General features: G+C 59.2%; 14 protein-coding genes. 4 read left to right on the top strand and 10 right to left on the bottom strand.

The window, feature by feature from the left end:
* Window positions 1–213: 213 nt before the first annotated feature.
* The 4 genes from kdsB to FG381_RS10095 all read right to left on the bottom strand — a co-directional run bounded on the left by kdsB (window position 214) and on the right by FG381_RS10095 (window position 3537).
* Window positions 214–984 (bottom strand): 3-deoxy-manno-octulosonate cytidylyltransferase, encoded by a 771-nt coding sequence (gene kdsB, locus FG381_RS10080; protein ID WP_139688672.1) that lies wholly within the window; start codon window positions 982–984, stop codon window positions 214–216.
* 27 nt (window positions 985–1011) lie between these two features.
* The gene (locus FG381_RS10085; protein WP_139688673.1) at window positions 1012–1263 is read right to left on the bottom strand and encodes a Trm112 family protein; all 252 of its coding nucleotides are present in this window, start codon (window positions 1261–1263) and stop codon (window positions 1012–1014) included.
* Window positions 1264–1284: 21 nt separating this feature from the next.
* Complete coding sequence (gene lpxK / locus FG381_RS10090; protein ID WP_139688674.1) at window positions 1285–2355, bottom strand: tetraacyldisaccharide 4'-kinase; 1071 nt, start codon at window positions 2353–2355, stop codon at window positions 1285–1287.
* 153 nt (window positions 2356–2508) lie between these two features.
* Window positions 2509–3537, bottom strand: a complete 1029-nt coding sequence (locus FG381_RS10095) for a LysR family transcriptional regulator (protein ID WP_139688675.1) — start codon at window positions 3535–3537, stop codon at window positions 2509–2511.
* A 149-nt stretch (window positions 3538–3686) separates the two neighbouring features.
* On the opposite strand from FG381_RS10095, the gene FG381_RS10100 reads away from it, so the two are divergent.
* The 4 genes from FG381_RS10100 (at window position 3687) to FG381_RS10115 (ending at window position 11154) form a co-directional block, all read left to right on the top strand.
* Window positions 3687–5594 (top strand): flavocytochrome c, encoded by a 1908-nt coding sequence (locus FG381_RS10100; RefSeq protein ID WP_139688676.1) that lies wholly within the window; start codon window positions 3687–3689, stop codon window positions 5592–5594.
* Window positions 5595–6790: 1196 nt separating this feature from the next.
* Window positions 6791–8341: an exodeoxyribonuclease VII large subunit gene (gene xseA / locus FG381_RS10105; protein WP_226960347.1), complete on the top strand. Its 1551-nt coding sequence runs from the start codon at window positions 6791–6793 to the stop codon at window positions 8339–8341.
* A 167-nt stretch (window positions 8342–8508) separates the two neighbouring features.
* Window positions 8509–9096: a superoxide dismutase gene (locus FG381_RS10110; protein ID WP_139688677.1), complete on the top strand. Its 588-nt coding sequence runs from the start codon at window positions 8509–8511 to the stop codon at window positions 9094–9096.
* Window positions 9097–9342: 246 nt separating this feature from the next.
* Window positions 9343–11154 (top strand): flavocytochrome c, encoded by a 1812-nt coding sequence (locus FG381_RS10115; protein WP_139688678.1) that lies wholly within the window; start codon window positions 9343–9345, stop codon window positions 11152–11154.
* A gap of 117 nt (window positions 11155–11271) precedes the next feature.
* Here FG381_RS10115 and FG381_RS10120 read toward each other — a convergent pair whose 3' ends face one another.
* The 6 genes from FG381_RS10120 to FG381_RS10145 all read right to left on the bottom strand — a co-directional run bounded on the left by FG381_RS10120 (window position 11272) and on the right by FG381_RS10145 (window position 17353).
* The gene (locus FG381_RS10120; protein WP_139688679.1) at window positions 11272–11793 is read right to left on the bottom strand and encodes a DUF234 domain-containing protein; all 522 of its coding nucleotides are present in this window, start codon (window positions 11791–11793) and stop codon (window positions 11272–11274) included.
* A gap of 34 nt (window positions 11794–11827) precedes the next feature.
* The gene (locus FG381_RS10125; protein ID WP_139687746.1) at window positions 11828–13195 is read right to left on the bottom strand and encodes an IS110 family RNA-guided transposase; all 1368 of its coding nucleotides are present in this window, start codon (window positions 13193–13195) and stop codon (window positions 11828–11830) included.
* A 286-nt stretch (window positions 13196–13481) separates the two neighbouring features.
* Window positions 13482–14384, bottom strand: a complete 903-nt coding sequence (locus FG381_RS10130; RefSeq protein ID WP_139688680.1) for an AAA family ATPase — start codon at window positions 14382–14384, stop codon at window positions 13482–13484.
* 159 nt (window positions 14385–14543) lie between these two features.
* Window positions 14544–14939 carry an AEC family transporter gene (locus FG381_RS10135; RefSeq protein WP_407703350.1) on the bottom strand — a complete coding sequence of 132 codons (396 nt, stop codon included), beginning with the start codon at window positions 14937–14939 and terminating at the stop codon, window positions 14544–14546.
* 544 nt (window positions 14940–15483) lie between these two features.
* Window positions 15484–16677, bottom strand: coding sequence for an IS110 family RNA-guided transposase (locus FG381_RS10140; protein ID WP_139686987.1), 1194 nt, complete (start codon window positions 16675–16677; stop codon window positions 15484–15486).
* Between the two features lie 19 nt (window positions 16678–16696).
* On the bottom strand, window positions 16697–17353 hold the full coding sequence (locus FG381_RS10145) for an AEC family transporter (protein WP_139688682.1): 657 nt from the start codon (window positions 17351–17353) through the stop codon (window positions 16697–16699).
* Window positions 17354–17450 lie beyond the last annotated feature (97 nt).

Consider the following 17450-nt stretch of genomic DNA (forward strand, 5'->3'; position numbering starts at 1 on the left):
CTGAGTTCATGAAAGGCGCGTTGCGTACACTAAAACATCATTTAGTGTACGCAAGCGGTTTTATCTCAACCGGAGTTGGTTTTTGCTTGAGTCAACTCTATGGAAGAAAGCGGGTCTGCACTGAAATCAAAACGCCAAACGGCGCACCCGCTGACGGAATGCGCCGTTTGCATGGAGCCATCAGAAGCGTGCGAACGCTTCCATTGAAGCGTCTTACGCCCCGAGGCGGGCCTTGAAGACCTCTCTTACGCGCTCGAGATCCGCTTCGGTATCCACGCCCGCAGGGAGCGCTTCATCGAGCACCAAAACGGCAATCTTTTCGCCGTTCCAGAGGGCGCGCAGCTGCTCGAGGCTTTCCGTCTCCTCAATCGGAGCGGGCGGAAGCGTCGGGAACTTTTCGAGGAACGCAACGCGATAGGCGTAGAGCCCGAGGTGATGAAGGGGCTTGAAGCCTTCGGGGAGCTTCGACTGGTCTTTCCGGAAGGCATCGCGCGGCCACGGAATCGGAGCGCGCGAGAAGGTGAGGGCATTCCCCCGGGCATCGAGCTCAACCTTGACGACATTGGGGCTGAAGAAGTCCTCGATCGACGTGAGCGTGTGAGCTGCCGTGGCAATCGCGCATTCGGGGCGGGAGGCAAGGAGTTCGGCCGCTTCGTTCACAACGTTGGCGGGCATCAGGGGCTCGTCGCCCTGAACGTTCACGACGATTTCATCGGGACCGAGTCCGAGGAGGCGCGCGGCTTCCGCGAGGCGGTCCGTGCCGGTCGGATGGTCGGGCGACGTGAGAACGGCTTCAACGCCCGCAGCACGGCAGGCTTCAAGAATCGCCTCATGGTCGGTCGCAACAGCGACGCGGGCGGCCTTCGTGCGGCGGGCGGCTTCAGCGACGCGCACGATCATGGGTTTCCCGAGAATGTCCTTCAGGGGCTTTTCGGGAAGGCGCGTCGACTTCATGCGCGCCGGAATGATGATGGTGAAGCTCATGCGTAAAACCTCTTCGATCCTATGCACTCAGAACTGACCGGGGCGCGGGGCCTTGCCGGAGAGTCGCTCAGCCTCGAGCTTAACCTTCGCGGCTTCCTCGTCCGAAAGCTTTCGTGCGTCCTGAGGGATCATCATGGGAATGCCGTCCTGAATCGGGAAGGCAAGCGCGCAGGCAGGGCAGAGAAGTTCCTCGGGCGAGGCGGCGGCTTCGGATTTGCCGGCAATGAGCTTTCCCTTGCAGACGGGACAGACCAAAAAATCGGGGATGCGCTGGGTCATGGATGTCTTTTGAAAGAAAAATTATTCGATGCTGTCGTTCTGGGCTTCAGGATGGCGGCCGAGCCTGCGTGCGGCTTCGGAAGCCCGGGTGTCGATCAGGTCGATGAGATAAGGGTCGAGGACGACCTCGAGTCCGACCACCCAGATGCGGTCGTCGCCCTTGATCTCAGGGATCTGCGCGCACTTTACGGCGTCCTTTCCCGTAATGAGAATGACGCCTTCCTTTCTGCCCCTGAAGGGGTTGCTCGAAAAGTCGAAGTGGTCGCCGAGCTCAAGCTCCGCGCAGTCAATGTCGTGACCGCGCACCATCGCGAAGAACCGTCCCGGCGCGGCAATGCCAGCGGCGGCAAGCGCCTTTTCGCCCGAGCGCTCAAGGTCGGCGGCAATCGTGTCGATGTCGCGCACCTCGCCCGTCGAGAGCCGTCTGCAGGCGCCGAAGCAGCTTGAGGCGGCAAAGCGGGGCGTGCGGCTTTCCACTACGGATTCCGTCGTCGTGTTGAGAATGATGGCGTCGACGTCGTCCAGACGCGAAACTGGTTCGCGAAGGGGACCGGCGGGCAGGAGCCAGCCGTTTCCGAGTCCTCTTGCGCCGATGACGGCAAGCTCCACGTCGCGGGCAAGCGCCGCATGCTGAAGACCGTCGTCCGAGATGATGATGTTGACGCCGGGATGCTCTCGAAGGAGCTCAAGCCCCGCCTTCACGCGTTCGCGGCCGACCGCCACGGGAGCAAGCGACTCGCGCGCGATGAGGAGCGGTTCGTCTCCCACCTGAGCGGCATCGGAATCGGGCGTCACGAGGCGGACGCCGTCTTCAGAGCGCCCGAACCCGCGCGAGATGACGCCGGGGGTCCACCCGCGGGCGCGGAGCGCCCTCACGAGCGCGATCGTCACGGGGGTCTTCCCCGTTCCGCCCACGTAGATGTTCCCGACGACCACGACAGGCACCGGGAGGTGGTTCGCTACCGTTCTGCGGCGGCGCGAAGCGCTTACCGCCTGGTAGATGAGCGAGAGCGGATAAAGGAGACAGGCGACCGGGCCCCGATGGGACCAGACGCTGTGCACCCAGGATTCAAGCCGGGGATGGTTGCTCATTGGCGGCACGCTCTCGAAAAAAGAAATGAGGAATGGAAGCCGGTAATTCCGGTTCCGGAGAGTGCCGCGGATCTTCGCGGTGGTTTGTCGTCAGACATATAGCAGGAGAAGTGGGCTTAAAACGAGCCTCAGAGCCAAAGCGAAACTGAAAGTTTAATCGGTAGCGGCGCCGGCTGTCCCGGTCTCTTCCCGAGAAAGTCCCTCTTTTTGCGTTAGGGACTTCGAGGAGGCCGGAGCGAATGCGGGCTGCGGCGCTTCCCTTTCCCTGAGGAGCACCTCGAAAAGTCCCCGCACCCATTGAAAGTAGGGGTCCTCATCCGTGCGCTTATGCCACGCAAGACGCATCGTGAGCGTGGGCGCATTCACGGGGGCGGGAAGCAGTGAGAATCGGCCGGGGTCGAGCGCGAGCTCAGCGAGCGCCCTCGGGAGCACGCAGAGCGCGTCCGAGCCTTCAAGAAAATAAGGCGCGGCGAGAAAAAACGGAAGATGGAGCACCGGAGCGCGCCCGTGCTTCGGCTGAAACCATCCTTCGGCGGGACCGTTGGGCGTTCTTCTGCGGTCGGGCTGGGCGTTGGCGATCACCTGAGGAAAGCTTTCCGCGTCGGCGGGCGAAATGAAGCCGTTCTTCCGCACTTTCTCTTCGAGCGGATGGGATTTTCGGGCGACCCAGACATAGGGCGTCGTGAGGAGCACCGCCGAACGGAGGTCGGGCGAGAGCCCCTGCCTCGCGTAGATCACGAAGTCGAGGTCTCCGGCACGCAGAAGCTCGAACATCCGCTCGTCGGCCTGCAGGAATTGGAGCGTGAGATTCGGCGCCCGCGCCATGAGGCGGGGAAAAAGGGGCGCGAAGATCGAAGCGCACGCATTGTCGTAGGCCGCGAACCGGAGCGTCTTCCGACGTGCGCTGTAGTCCTCGTCCGCATCACGCCCGAGGCGGCGCAATCCTGCGAGGAGCGGCCGGAGCTTTACGGCAATCCTCTCGGCCTTCGCAGTCGGGCGCATCGCGAAGCCTTCGCGCGTGAAGAGCGGGTCGGAAAAATGCGATCTCAATTTCTGAAGCATCCGCTGCGCCGTGGCGGAGCTCACGGCGAAGTCGTCGGCCGAGGCGGCAAGCGACCGGGTTTCCATGAGCGAAAGAAGGAATTCGAGCGCGTAGGTGTCGATGGAGGTCGATTTCTGCATGGAAGTCGCTTCGAAATTTGATGTCGGGAAGAGGATATTTTCGCATTTTCCGTTTTGAGAAGCGCTCCTAACATTTCGTCCATCGCGTGAAGGCCGTCAGGGGCCGCACCCGAAATAAAACAATCACGAAGAAGAAACCGAAAAGCATCATGCCTACCTCCCGCAATCTCGTCCTCTTTTCTCTCACCTTCCTTGCCGCCGGCGTCTCCCAGGCCATGACGGCTGGCACTTTCGCCGGCTCCGCCACGGGCAGAAACGGCGAAGTCGCCGTTGAGGTCGACGTCTCCACGAACCGCATTGAGGCCGTCCGCATTGTGAAAAGCACGGAAACTCCGGGCATCGGGTCGCTCGCGACCGATGCGCTCCCCGCGGCCATCGTTGCCGCACAGTCCCCGAACGTCGACGTTGTTTCGGGCGCAACCATTACGTCCGACGCAATTAAGGCTGCCGTTTCGAAGGCGCTCGAAAAGGCGGGCGCTGATCCGAAGTCGATGAAGGCGAAGGCGGCGCATAAGGATGCCGCCGCCGCCTCCTTCCCGACCAAGGCTGACGTCGTCATCGTGGGTGCCGGCGGCGCCGGTCTCGTTGCTGCCGCCACGGTAGTGGAGCAGGGCGCCAGGGTCATCGTTCTCGAAAAGATGGCCATGATCGGCGGCAACACCGCACGCAGCGAGGGCAACATGTCGGCGATCGACCCGGAACCCGAAAAGCTCCAGCCGATGACGCCGGCGCTCGAGGCGATTGTCGAGAAGTATCTCAATGCCAAGGTGCCTACCGCGGAAATCCAGGCGATCCAGGATGCCGTGCGAAAGCAGTACGCCGACTACAAGGCTTCAGGCCGCAAGGAAATCTTCGATACGCCGGAGCTCTTCGCGCTTCAGACCCTCATCGGAGGCGACTGCAAGGCCGATCCGAAGCTCGTACTTGTGATGGCGCGAAACGCCACGCGCGCCATGCAGTGGCTCGACGACCAGTCCGACATGACCTGGGAGCACATCGCCCGCAAGTATGTCGACATGGGGATCGGCGCGCTCTACCCGCGCGCTCAGTTCCCGCGCGCAAAGGACGGAGTCTCTCCGATCTCAACCTATGACGCCTACATCAAGCCTCTGGCCGAGAAGGTGAAGGCTGCGGGCTCGAGCATCCTCACCAACATGCAGGTCGTCGACATCGTGCGCGAAAAGGGCCGCGCCACAGGAGTCATTGCGCTCGACAAGAACGGCAAGAAGCATGCGTTCACGGCCTCTAAGGGTGTGATTCTCGCTGCCGGCGGCTACGGCGCCAATCTTGAAATGGTGAAGAAGTACAACGGCATCAGCGTGACGGCCACTTCGAACCAGCCCGGCACGACGGGCGAAGTGATCGAGGAAGCGGTGAAGGACGGCGCGGCGCTCGAAGGCATGGCGTGGATCCAGATCCATCCGCACGGCAATCCGAAGAACGGCGACCTTGAATCCAATATCGCCGGCCGTCCGCAGGATACGCCCTACGTCAACAAGCTCGGCCTCCGCTTTGCCGATGAAACCGGCCGCCGCGACGACATCTCGCACGGCATCCTCGCGCAGCCCGGCAAGGTTGCCTTTTCGATCTACGACCAGAAGACGATCGACGCGAAGAAGGTGCGTCCGGAACATATCGAACGCGCCATCACGCACGGCTACGCTTTCCGCGCGAATTCGCTCCCCGAACTCGCAAAGGCCGCGGGCATCAGCGCTGAAGGTCTCGAAAAGACGATCGCAGTCTACAACGAAGCAGCGAAGCTCCAGTCCGATTCCGCGCTCTCCGTGCCGAAGGCCGTGATCGGCTGGCCCGTCGACAAGGCGCCCTACTACTGCGTGCCCATCACGGTTACGATCCATCACACGATGGGGGGCCTCAAGATCGATGAGGAGACGCGCGTTCTCGACCAGAACGCGAAGCCCATTCCGGGACTCTTCGCCGCGGGCGAAATCACGGGCGGCATTCATGGCGGCAACCGCCTCGGCCGCAATGCGCTCACAGACCTTCTCGTCTTCGGTCACATCGCGGGCGAAGAAGTCATGAAGGACGCGAAGTAACGCTTCCGACGCCTCAGGGCCCTGGAGTTCCCGGGGCCCTTCAGAGACTGCAGCTCCGTTTGCCGGATGAATGTCCGGCAGCCGGAGCTGAAGTTTTTTGTGGAGGCGCCGGAGGCGGCTTTGAACGCCCGACGCTGCGGATTCCCGGTTGACAACTTTTCATGTGGAAAAGTGGAGAACTTCTTCCGGCTTTTTCTCATTACAAGACTGCAACTATCGGAACTAATTAGAAAGCCCTATATCGCAGTGCTTCGTCATGGAAGGGGAAAACGCAATCAAGTCTGTGGATAACTCTGTGGACAGAAAGGTGTTCCGGCGGAAAAACGAATGAAACGGACGGAAATGAGCTTCAGAGTGATACCCGTATCATTCTTCTCTTTTCCTCTCTATGTAGGGTGTTCGGCATTAATAGGCGCGTCGGATGATCCTTTGCGATGCCGTTCCTCCCTTGACAAATTCACCGGAATCTGCTGTGGACAAATCGGTGCGGAAGTTCTGTCCCCGGGTTGTCCTCTTTGTCCGTGGACAGACATGTGGACAACTTTGGGAGAAATATTTCAATGTCTTCAGTTTTCTTAAAATTTTCTTGTTGCCTATTTTTTGTGCAAATGGCAAGTTATTCACATTTCCTGTGGATGGATCTGTCGCCTTCCTGCCCGGAAGCCTTGATCAGCAAGGTGCCGGACGATTGGGGTGAGGCTGGTCGAACCTGTGGAAAAGGAGCGGCCGTTATCCACCGCCCGTGTCCCGACAGCAGGATGAGGTACTGTCATAATGAAGCGCCCGAAAGCCTCCTTCCATTCCTTTTCAGAAGATCCTCCATGGCCAGCCGATTCCATAGCGGACCGCCCGACGATTTCAATGATCCCGGGGCGGACGATGCACTCTTTTTCGAGAGCCTTTTTGAAGAGGCCGAGAGGGAGGTCCGCACCGTTCGGCAGGTCCGCAGCAGCCGTTACGACGCTCTCGCAGGAAAGGCGAAGCCGGAGGAGCAAGGCTTCAGGCGGCGAGCCTCAGCAGAGCCCAATCGTGCCCTGGGTTCTCAGGACACGGCCTCCGCACGTTTTTCCCGATCCCGTACGGCGGCTTTCGGAAGCTGTTCCTCGGGCGTGAGCCGTACGAGGAGCGTTTCCGCGAGCCCCGCGGGAAGTCCCTTCATGCCGCCTCCGGCTTATCCGAAAGAGCCCCCCTCCCTGATGTCGGCGATGTCGTCTGCGCGCGGGGGAGCCGTTCCGGCCTTTGAAGGGACGGCGGCGCTCATGAACCGTTCGTCGCCCGACCGCGAAGGCGCGGTCGCGGAAGCAAAGCCCCTGACGGTTTCGGAGACCCTGACTCGGATCCGGAATGCGCTCGACGGCGTCATCGACGGCTTATGGATTTCGGGCGAGGTCGCGGCGGTGAAAACATCCGGGGTAGGGCATGTCTACTTCAGCATCAAGGACGAGAGGGGCTTGATCGACTGCGTCCTTTTCGGCGGCGCCCGGCAGGGGAGGCGTCTTTTCGTGATCGGCGAAAAGATTGAAATCCGCGGGCGAACGGACATCTATGCCGAGCGCGGGAAGCTCCAGATCATTGCATCGGTCTGGCGGCCGGCGGGACAGGGGAGTCTTTACGAGGCTTTCCTGAGGTTGAAGGCGAAGCTCGAGGCTGAAGGACTATTCGATGCTTCGAAGAAGCGTCCTATCCCGGGATTCGTCAGGCGGGTTGCGCTCGTGACGAGTTCGATCGCTGCCGCCTACGGCGACGTCTGCCGCACGATTGAGCGCAGAACCCCCTGGGTGCAGATTCTTCACGTGGAGGCGCCGGTCCAGGGGACGGACGCGCCCGCACGATTGATTGCCGCCCTTCGCGTCGCTGACCGGACGGGGGCGGACGTGGTGCTTCTCGTGAGAGGCGGCGGCGCCTATGAGGATCTTCAGGCTTTTAATGATGAAGAGCTCGCCCGAGCAATCCGTGCGATGAGAACGCCCGTCATCTCCGGCGTCGGGCACGAGGCGGACTTTACGATTGCGGACTTCGCGGCGGATCTGAGGGCGTCGACCCCGACGGCCGCTGCCGAATCCATTGGTCCCGACCGCGAATACTGGATGAAGCGCCTCGAGAAGCTTTTCGATGCGCTTTCGGGCGGACTCACCCGCGAAATTCAGCATGCCATGCAGCGCTTCGACCGCGCTCAGGCTCTCATGCCCGATATGGATCTGAGGCTCGCGAATGCCGAAAGGGCCGTGAACCTCATGGCAGAGCGCTTCAAGTCGGCGGACTTCGTGCTCCGCACGCATTCGGAGCGCGTGGAGCGGGCCGCAGCCTTCCTCGCTGATCCGGAGCGCGTCCTTTCGGCGCCCGAACGCGTGCTCGAGGACCGCACGGAACAGTTCCTCGCCATGGCGGACCTTCAGGAAAAGAGACGCGGTGAACGCCTCGGTTGGCCCGGGCAGCGTCTCAACGACGCAATTGAGAGAAAGCTCGGCGACGCCGAGAGGGAATACCGCCGGGCGCTTCAGCAGAAGCCCGATCCCATGCGTGCCGTTTCCCTGCTTTCGCAGCGCCTCCTTCAGGCGGAGACGGCGCTGAAGCTTGCTGACCCGGACCGTCCCTTGCGAGCGGGCTATGCCCGGATCTCTTTGGGAGGCCGCGTTGTCAGCGCGGCCCGGGATCTTTCGAAAGGGAACTCAATTGAGGTCCGGTTCTTCGACGGCGAAGCGGGAGCGATTGTTGAGCGGGTGAATGTTCGCTCCGAAAAAATGTGATCCGAGGTTTTGCGGCAAATGTCTTTTCTATCGACAAGTTAGGAAAATCATATCTGTCGGATTTCGCAACAAATTTATTTCTGATGCCGGATCGTAATCCGGGCAGAAGGGAAAACCCGAATGATATGATGCAGGGCACCAGGAATTCCCTTATTCAGGAGACAAAAATGACCGAATTCACGCTCCCCGAGCTCCCCTTTGCTCACGATGCGCTCGCTCCCGCGATGAGCGCCGAGACGATTGAATATCACTGGGGCAAGCATCACCGCTCCTATGTGACGAACCTCAACAACCTCGTGAAGGGCACTGAATGGGAAGGCCGCGCGCTCGAAGACATCATCCGCGGTTCCGCGGGCGGTCTCTTCAACAATGCCGCGCAGCACTTCAACCACTCCTTCTTCTGGAAGTGCCTCACCCCGAACGGCGGCGGCCGTCCGGAAGGCGCGCTCCTCGCCGCAATCGAAAAGACCTGGGGCTCTTTTGACGCCTTCGTCGCCGCCTTCTCGAAGCAGGCTGCCGGCAACTTCGGCTCCGGCTGGACCTGGCTCGTGAAGGATGCCGACGGTTCGCTCGCGATCGTCAACACCTCGAACGCCGGCACGCCGGTTGCTGAAGGCAAGACCCCCGTCCTCACGCTCGACGACTGGGAGCACGCCTACTACATCGACTACCGCAACGCTCGTCCGAAGTTCATTGAAGCCTTCTTCGCGAAGCTCGTGAACTGGAAGTTTGCCGAAGCGCAGTTCGCGCTCTAAAGCGTTGCAGCCGGGCCTTTAAAAAGCCCTGAAGCAAAGAAGAAGCGGTCCGATTCATCCCGGGCCGCTTTTTTGCATCTGAAGCAACCGTCTTTGACCAGGAACCACTTTCTCTAAGGGATAGTCAGAAGATAATTTTCGTTGTTTACGCTTCGGCACTGTTAGTCTCGATCTTGAAATGGAAATGCCGAATTCGCACTGACACAGGCGTGAAATTCCGGCATTTCATATAAAGGAGAGAAAAACATGTCCATGCATACCGATCTGCTTGCAAAAGCAGTGCTTGCCGCCTTCTTCGGCGTCGCGAGCGCTGCCGCGACGGCAAATGCAGCCGCCACGGCGCCGAGCACCTTCAAGCCCGGCGTCTACGAAGCGACCGTCAACGGCCACAATGCGCCGATGACCGTCAAGGTGACGGTGTCGAAGAACCGCATTGAGAAGATCGACTATTCCAAGAATCTGGAAACGATCGGCGTCGGCAAGGTTGCGCTCGACCTCGTGAGCCAGAAAGTGCTCAACTACCAGTCGACAGGCGTTGACGCCGTTACCGGCGCGACCATTTCGAGCTTCGCGCTCCTTCAGGGCGTTCGCGACTGCCTCAAGCAGGCGGGCGGCGACATGAAGGCGTTGAGCCAGAAGGTCGAGAAGCATCCGGCGGTTGAAAAGACCTACAAGGCCGACGTTGTCATCGTGGGCGGCGGCGGAGCGGGTCTTGCCGCTGCCATTGCTGCTGAAGAAGCGGGCGCGAAGCACATTCTCGTGCTCGAGAAGCTCGGGTTCCTCGGGGGCTCGACCAATGTGTCCGAAGGCGCTCTGAACGCCGTTGACCCGGTCCGTCAGGGCAAGCAGGGCATCGAGGACTCGGTCCAGAAGTTCTACGACCAGACGATGAAGGGCGGCCACAACAAGGGAACGCCGGAGCTCGTGAAGTACCTCACGTCCCACTCGATGGACGAGGTCAACTGGCTCGAAGGCTTGGGCGTCAAGTTTAAGGATGAGATCGGCACCGCAACGGGCGCCCTCTGGCAGAGAAGCCACTATCCGGCGACGCCTTCGGGCAATACCTACATCCGCACGTTCGAAGATGTCATTAAGAATTCGGGCGGCCGCATTCAGGTTCTCACGGATACGAAGGTGACGGATCTCATTACCGCCAACAAGCGCGTCACGGGCGTCATGGCCGAGAATTTCGGCCGCAAGATTACCGTTGATGCGGGCGCGGTGGTGATTGCCACGGGCGGCTTCGGCGCCAACATCAAGATGCGTCAGGAGTACAACACCGGCGTCTGGAAGGAAGTGAAGCTCGACAATTCGATCGGCTGCACGAATCTTGCAAAGGCAGCTCAGGGCGATGGTCTCGTGATGGCGAAGAAAGTGGGTGCTGAGCTGATCGGTCTCGACGACATCCAGATTCATCCGTGCGGAACGCCGGGTACGGGCCTCATGGAAAACATCCGCACGTCCGGGCGCAACCGCATCTTCGTCAACCTCTCGGGAGAACGTTTCGTCAATGAAGGCGCGGCGCGCGACGTGCTCGCGAAGGCGATTTTCGCGCAGCCCAAGGGCACTTACTGGATCGTCGTCAATAAGCTCCGCTATCCGAGCCCGGACTTCGTGGATGCGAACGGCGCGACGATCCGCAACATGCTCGCGCTCGGCAGCGTCGTTGAAGGCGATACGCTCGACGACCTCGCGAAGAAGACCGGCATGGATCCGGCTAAGCTGAAGGCAAGCGTTGAGGGCTACAACGCCGTTGTTGAAGGGAAGGCCAAGGATCCGCTCGGCTTCCTCGCCAACAATGCCGCGGACAAGGTCCTCGACGGCGGTCCGTGGTACGCCTGCCGGAAGGTTCCGACCGTGCACCATACGATGGGCGGCATCCGGATCAACGTGAAGGCGCAGGTGCTTGATGCTGAAGGCCACGTCATTCCGGGGCTTTATGCCGCGGGCGAAGTGACGGGCGGCATTCACGGGAGCAACCGTCTTGGAGGCAACGCCATTGCCGACGTGATGGTCTTCGGCCGTACGGCCGGCACGAACGCTGCAACGCTCAAGTAAGCGTTCGAGTCTGAACAGAGACGCAATCTCTCGCGGGGACGCTTCGGGCGGAGTTTTTCCGTTCCGGGCGTCCCCGTTTGCATTTGGCCGTTCGCGCCCTGACGAGCGGAAGCAGACTTAAAGGTCTTCGAGCGAAAGACCGCGGTACTCCTGTTCGTAGCCGGCAAGTGCGCCGTTGGCCTTCAGAAACGCTTCTCCCTTGACGTGTAGCGCTTGCATGTCGAGTCGTTCGGGATTCCGCTTCACCTCGGCAAAGACGAGTTTTTTGTCGGCATGAGAAACGGCGACGAGGTTGATCTCACTTTCCCCGCGTCTGTCCCACCACGGTCCGACCTGATCCCACTGGCGGTCGCTGCGGTATCGGGCGAGAAACCAGTCCTCGAGCGTTCGTCCCGTATAGGTCGGCCAGTTTTCCCGGCAGTAGTCCTGCAGCCGCTGCCATTGAGCGCGGGCAGCCAGAGACCTCTGGTCCAGCGGGTCGACAAAGCGGTACCAGAATTTGAAGAATGGGTCGCTCAGGTAATAGCGGACGCCTTTCCCGGAGAGCCGGCCGCTGAGCGGAGCTCTTTTTCCACGAAAGATAGGAAGCCCTCGGCGCGCGACCTTCCCTGCGGGCGTTCTCACAAGAACGTCCAGCATGGTATCTGCTGCTTCTCAGGCTGCTGAAGCTACGCTAACTGCTGACGACTGCGCCTAGGATCGCACCCGTTTTCGTCTCCACAACCAGGCCGTCAGCGATCACGTATTTCGTACCTTTGAGTTTCAGCAACTGCTTTACGCCGTTCTTCGCTCGTTCAATCAAGGCGTCCCGAAACGCCGTTGACAAGTAAGGCTCAAAGCCTTTCTGATGAGTGAGAACGGAATAAATGATGCGGGCAAGCAGGTGTGCGAAGGCGACCATGGCACGCCTGTAGCCGCGCCGCATCTTGAGCACCTGGAATTTTTCCTTCAGCGCAGCGGTACCGCCGACCGCAAGTCCTCTGGCGGCTTCAATCAGCGTGCGCCTCAGGTGTTTGTTCCCTTTCGGGCATTTTCCACTTTTCTGTTTGCCGGCAGATGTGTTGTCCCCCGGGCAAATGCCGAGCCAGGAAGCGAACTGCTCTGACGTCGGGAAATGCTCCTTCAAATCCGGACAGAGTTCGGCGTAAATCATGCGGGCCGAGCGTTCCTGAATTCCCGTTATGGTAATGAGCAGCTGGATGTCCTTCTCGTAGGGAGCCTGAAGCTGGCGGAGCCTTTCGAAAGTGCTTCGGTCGTACTCCTCGAGCTGATCGATCTTTTTCCGGAGCGCCAGAATCTGCTCCTTCATCATTGGCTCGATTTCGAAGTCGAGCGCCTGCATGATCTGTTCAGGGCTTGCCCGCAGCCGGCGGCTGTTTTGCTTGATGACATCAAACAAGTGCGGATCATCTCTGAGCTTGGCCATCAGGATGAGGCTGGCAGCTTTGCCTCCGCGGATGTCGCTGAATACCGTTGTAGGCCGGCATCCGGTGAGATTCAGAGACTTGCCGAAACGATTGGAAGTTCGGGAAATGTCATTCCTGTTCTTCTGCAGATCACGTGAAATGACGCGCTGCAGACGAAAGGCCTTCTCCGGCACGAAGGATTTTTTGAAGTTTCCCGTTCGGGCAAGAGACGCCAGACGTGATGCGTCCTTGCGGTCTGTTTTGCGGCCGGCTGCCGCTTTGGCGTCGCGGGCATTGATCAGAGCCAGCTGCTCAGAAGTGAAGCCGGCTCTCTCGAGGGCTTCGTACGGGCTCTGCCACAATGACCCGGTTGATTCCATAAGGATGATGTCGGGATTGCATTCACGGCACCAGGCGGCGAAAGCATCGATGCTTGCGCGGTCGGTATTGAAATCCCGGCTCTCAGATTGTTCACGATGACCTGCAACCTGCTTCTGATGGCAGCAGACGAGTAGGTTGAGATGAACGTCAATGCCTATTGCCGAGCGGTACATCGCGTGAACAGTAATTTCGGGATTACTGATCTGCGCACGGGCAGCTCGCAATGGCGTATCGGTACGGTTAGACTTACTCATAGCCCCTCCATTAAGAAATGATTGGGGTTCGAGGAAGCCCTGGCAACCACGAAGATGTTGGAGAAACAGGTAGACGCAGCAACCACCCGGAAGCTACGCTCATTTTTCCACACGCCTAGTCACCAGCGTTCAAGCCAGCGAACAGAGCAATATAGGGTGCGAAAGTTCCGCTGCAATTTTTTGACGGCAAGCGTCAGAAACGTTACCAAAAAAACGTACGCAGACAGGTCGCGCGCCGAGGGCTTCCTCATCTTTCATGATAGAGGGTGAGGAAGCCCTTTACTCATCACGATTTTTCAATCAATTTGAAGATGTTCTCGAGCCGGGAGAGGTACACCGTCACGTCGGCTCTCCCGGTTTTCCCGCTGATGGCGCTCCATTCATTTGCGCCGCGCGCAACGGCAGTAAGAATGCTCTGGTAGACGGGAGATTCCATCCGGAACTCGTTTGCGAGAAGAACGTTTCCTTCCTCGCGAAACCAGGCGCCTTCAGGTGAAAAGACCAGATTGATCATGTCGTTCGTGCTGCCGATGCCGTTGTCGACGAAAAATTCGACGTAACGAGCAACGCCGCCGGTGAGCGCAAAAAGCGTTAGGAGGTCCTCCGGCGGAATGCCTGGAAATTCATTCCGCGCAATAGTGGTAAGGAGCGTATTGTCAAAAGGCTTGATCTCCAGAAGCAGATCAGCCCGTCCGTAAAGCGGTTCACATGCATTGCTGAAGATCCGCCTGAGCGAATCGGCTGATGACCCGCTCATGACAAGTACGAGCTCGCTTTCCCGATGAAAGCGGTCCCAGCTTTCCCGGAGGCGACTCCAGAAAGCATTGACGCTGCGCTCGAGTTCCTGGCACTCGTCAATCACGACGACCAAGGGACTTTTCGCGGATGCCTTGAGGAGGAATTCAAGAATCTCATTGATGTTTGCAAATGCTGGCTTACAGGGGAGCGACAGCGCTTCCCCGAGCGCTTCGGTCCACGAGGCGATAAGTTCGGATTCCTGAGTGCGTTTCCCGGCAAAAAAGTAGATGACCGGGCACGATGCGGAATCAAACGCCTTCAGGATCAGGGGCGTCTTGCCAATGCGTCTTCTGCCGCAGACGACAGTGAGGCGTCCGGCTTTGTTCCGCATGGCGAGATCAAGCTCTTTTCTAAGGAGATGGATTTCTTCCTCGCGACCATAAAAGCGCATGGCGCATCCTTGCTTTAGATGGTTCCTTCGGTGAATTTACCTTAATGAAATTTAGGTAAAGTGCGTGAAGGAAAAACGACGGCCTTTCGACCGCTTGAACGTCGTCCCCGTACATATCAACCTCAACGGCCGTCAATCCGCATGAGCCAGGAGGCTCAGCTACAGAACGGGCGCAACGCCGAGGAGCGTGAGCGTAAGCGGAACCGTGATTGCCGAAGCGAAGGTGGAGACGAAAATGGCATTGCTCGCGCCGCCTTCCTCGGCCTCAAAGTCCTGCGCCATCAGATAGGCGTTGATCGCCACGGGGAGCGCCGCCATAAGGGTGACGGCATTCGTTTCGAGGTCACCCAACCCAAGGAGCCGGGCGATGAGCCAGACAAGACAAGGCTGGATCATGAGCTTCACGATCGTAACGAAAACGCCCTTCGGAAGTGCTGACGAGAAGCTGTGTTCGGCGAGTCCCATGCCGACCACGATGAGGCACATGGGCGTCGTGGCGACCGACACATAATGAACGGACTCCATGACGATCTCTGGACCACCCACGTTTGTCAAGCTCCAAGTACGGTAACGCGCGAGCTCAGGAGCGAAGCTGCGGGCAGTGAGTTAGTCGAGCGCCTTATAGCGGCAGCTGGCGGCATTGCTGGCCTGGTGCCTTCAGGCACTGAGCCTATTCCTGTCAAGCGGTCGTGGAATAGCGAGCACGGCCTTCAGGCCGAGCGGAGCATATGCCGCGTAAGCCGCTTTACAGGACCTCCGCCGATACAATGTCGCTATGTGCGAATGCGACAAGCGAAGCGCAGCCCGCATTCGGACTTAGCGACCCTACATCGGCTAATCCGTGTTATGTCATTTTGGTTGTTGCCGGCAGTATTCCAGTCCCAGTAATCACGCATCAACGAGAGAGGCCGCTTCCGTTAATCTCTCAGGCCTGTCGGCATGCTTGCATGCCATGGCCAAAATGAACTCATCAGAAGTCTTGTCCTTGCCAATAAAAAGCCACATGCATCAAGTGCAATTCGACATGAATAGCTGTCGGACAAGCCTTACAGAAAAGGGTTTCTCATTTCACGCGATTAGTTATGGAATTGCCGATGCCTCATGCTGCAGCGGCAGCCTCATTGCTGGGTTGAACGGCCATCGCCGCCAGCACCGAGCGGGGGACGCCCGCTCTGTGGATGTCGAACTTTTTGCCGTAGGTGAGCACCGCCCATGCGATCCGGATGAGTTTCGCCGCCAGCGACACCATGATCTTGCCGTAGGGCTTCCTCACCGCCAGCTGCTTGTCAATCCACTTTGTGAGCTGGCAGTCGGGCAGCTGCCTCTTGCAGTACTGCATGTAGATGCAGGCCGCACCCTGCATCAGCAGGGATCTCAGCAATTTGTCGCCGCGGCGGCTGATTCGCCCCTGGCCCTTGCTGCTCAGGTCGGGAGCAGAGCTCTTCTTTTGTCTGGGCTTATTCACATGCCCCGTAATGTAATTTTTCGGCACGCATCCGATGTAGGCAACAAGCGAGCGTGACGTTTCAAACCGTTTTACATCGCCGACAACCGTAATGAAGCGGGCGGCGATCTGAGTGCCGACGCCCATGACGCTCTTCAGCAGCCTGCCGTTGGCATTGGCGCTGACCAGTGCTTCAAGGTCCTTGTCGAGCTGATGAATTTGATCATCGAGCGTCTTCACGCGGTCAAGCATCGTCGTCAGAGCAGAGACAGCTGCGTCGCCCATCATGTCTGCCTTAGCTTCCACGGCTTCACGCATCTTTTTGAGATTGCGCCTGCCGGCAGGCATGTGGATTCCCCAGGTCTGGGCAAAGCCCTTGAAGCTGACGAGCGTCTTCGTACGTTGTCCGATCAGCTGCTGACGCACGCCCTGCACCGTCATAATGCGGCATTCTTCGAGAGATTTCGCGCGAATAGGCCGAAGATCCGGATCGGCCGTCAGCCGGGCAAGCGCGAGCGCATCGTTGATGTCGGTTTTCTGGCCCGACATATGCGTGTCGATCCACATCTTGACGACTTTGCCGTTGATAACGCGCATCTCATGGCCGCGAGCCTCGAGCTCAAGGGCAAGCTGCGAGTAGCCGCAGCACGGTTCAACTGCAAACAGCGTCGGGGAGAGCTTGTCGGCAAGCTCATAGAGCTCAGCATAAGTCACGCGGTCGATACAAATAATTTCTCCCTCGTTGAGCGTCACCGCTGCCAAGGAAACGTCGTATTTGGCGAGGTCCAGCCCGATCGCGGAATATTCGATGGAAACATCAAGCGTCGTTTGCGTATGCTTCTTTGTCATGGCATGGCCTCCTGCGGTATTAGAGGTAGATACACCTATTGTCGCGCCCATTCGCTCGAACGGGTTCGATGCAGTGGGTGGTCCATGTCATTAAGCCCGGAAGGTGCCAGCCCGTGAGCCCCCAGGCGGTGCCGACGATGATGCCGAGCACGACCGGATTGCGGAAGACGCGCAGCATCGGTGCGAGAACTTCCTTCGGATTGGTGATCCGGCCGCTTCGTCCGAATTCGACGGATGCAATGGCAACGGTCCAGAGAAGGAGCACGTTGAAGAGAATGATGATCGAAATGGAGGGCATCGCCGCGTCGCCGAGGCTCACCTGCACGATGGGGACGCCGAGCTGCACGTTGTTGCCGAAGATCCCGGCCATGGCGAGTACGGTCGTGCCGGCGGCGTCGGAATGAAAGAGGCGCTTCACGGCGCCCCGGCCCGCGAGATAAACGATGGCGCAGGAGCCGAAGAATGCAATGAGGATGCGCCAGTCAATGGGCGGCATCTCGGAGAGGTTGGAAAGAAGCTCGAAGAGCATCACCGGCATCAGAAGCCGGAACGTGAAGCTTCCCAGTGCCTTCGTGACGGCCGGCGTGAAGACTTTTGCCCTGATGAGCGCCCAGCCGAGCGCAACGAGAATGAAGAGCGGAGCGCAGAGCGCAATGTGATGGAGAAACAGCGCCATGGGAGGACTTGCGGGGACAAGAATCAAAAAAATTCCCTCAAGTATGCGCTTCGCAAGGCAGGTATAGTTTCGGGACACTTTCAAAAGTACGGATTTC

This window comes from Sutterella faecalis, from assembly GCF_006337085.1.
GTDB lineage: Bacteria > Pseudomonadota > Gammaproteobacteria > Burkholderiales > Burkholderiaceae_F > Sutterella > Sutterella faecalis.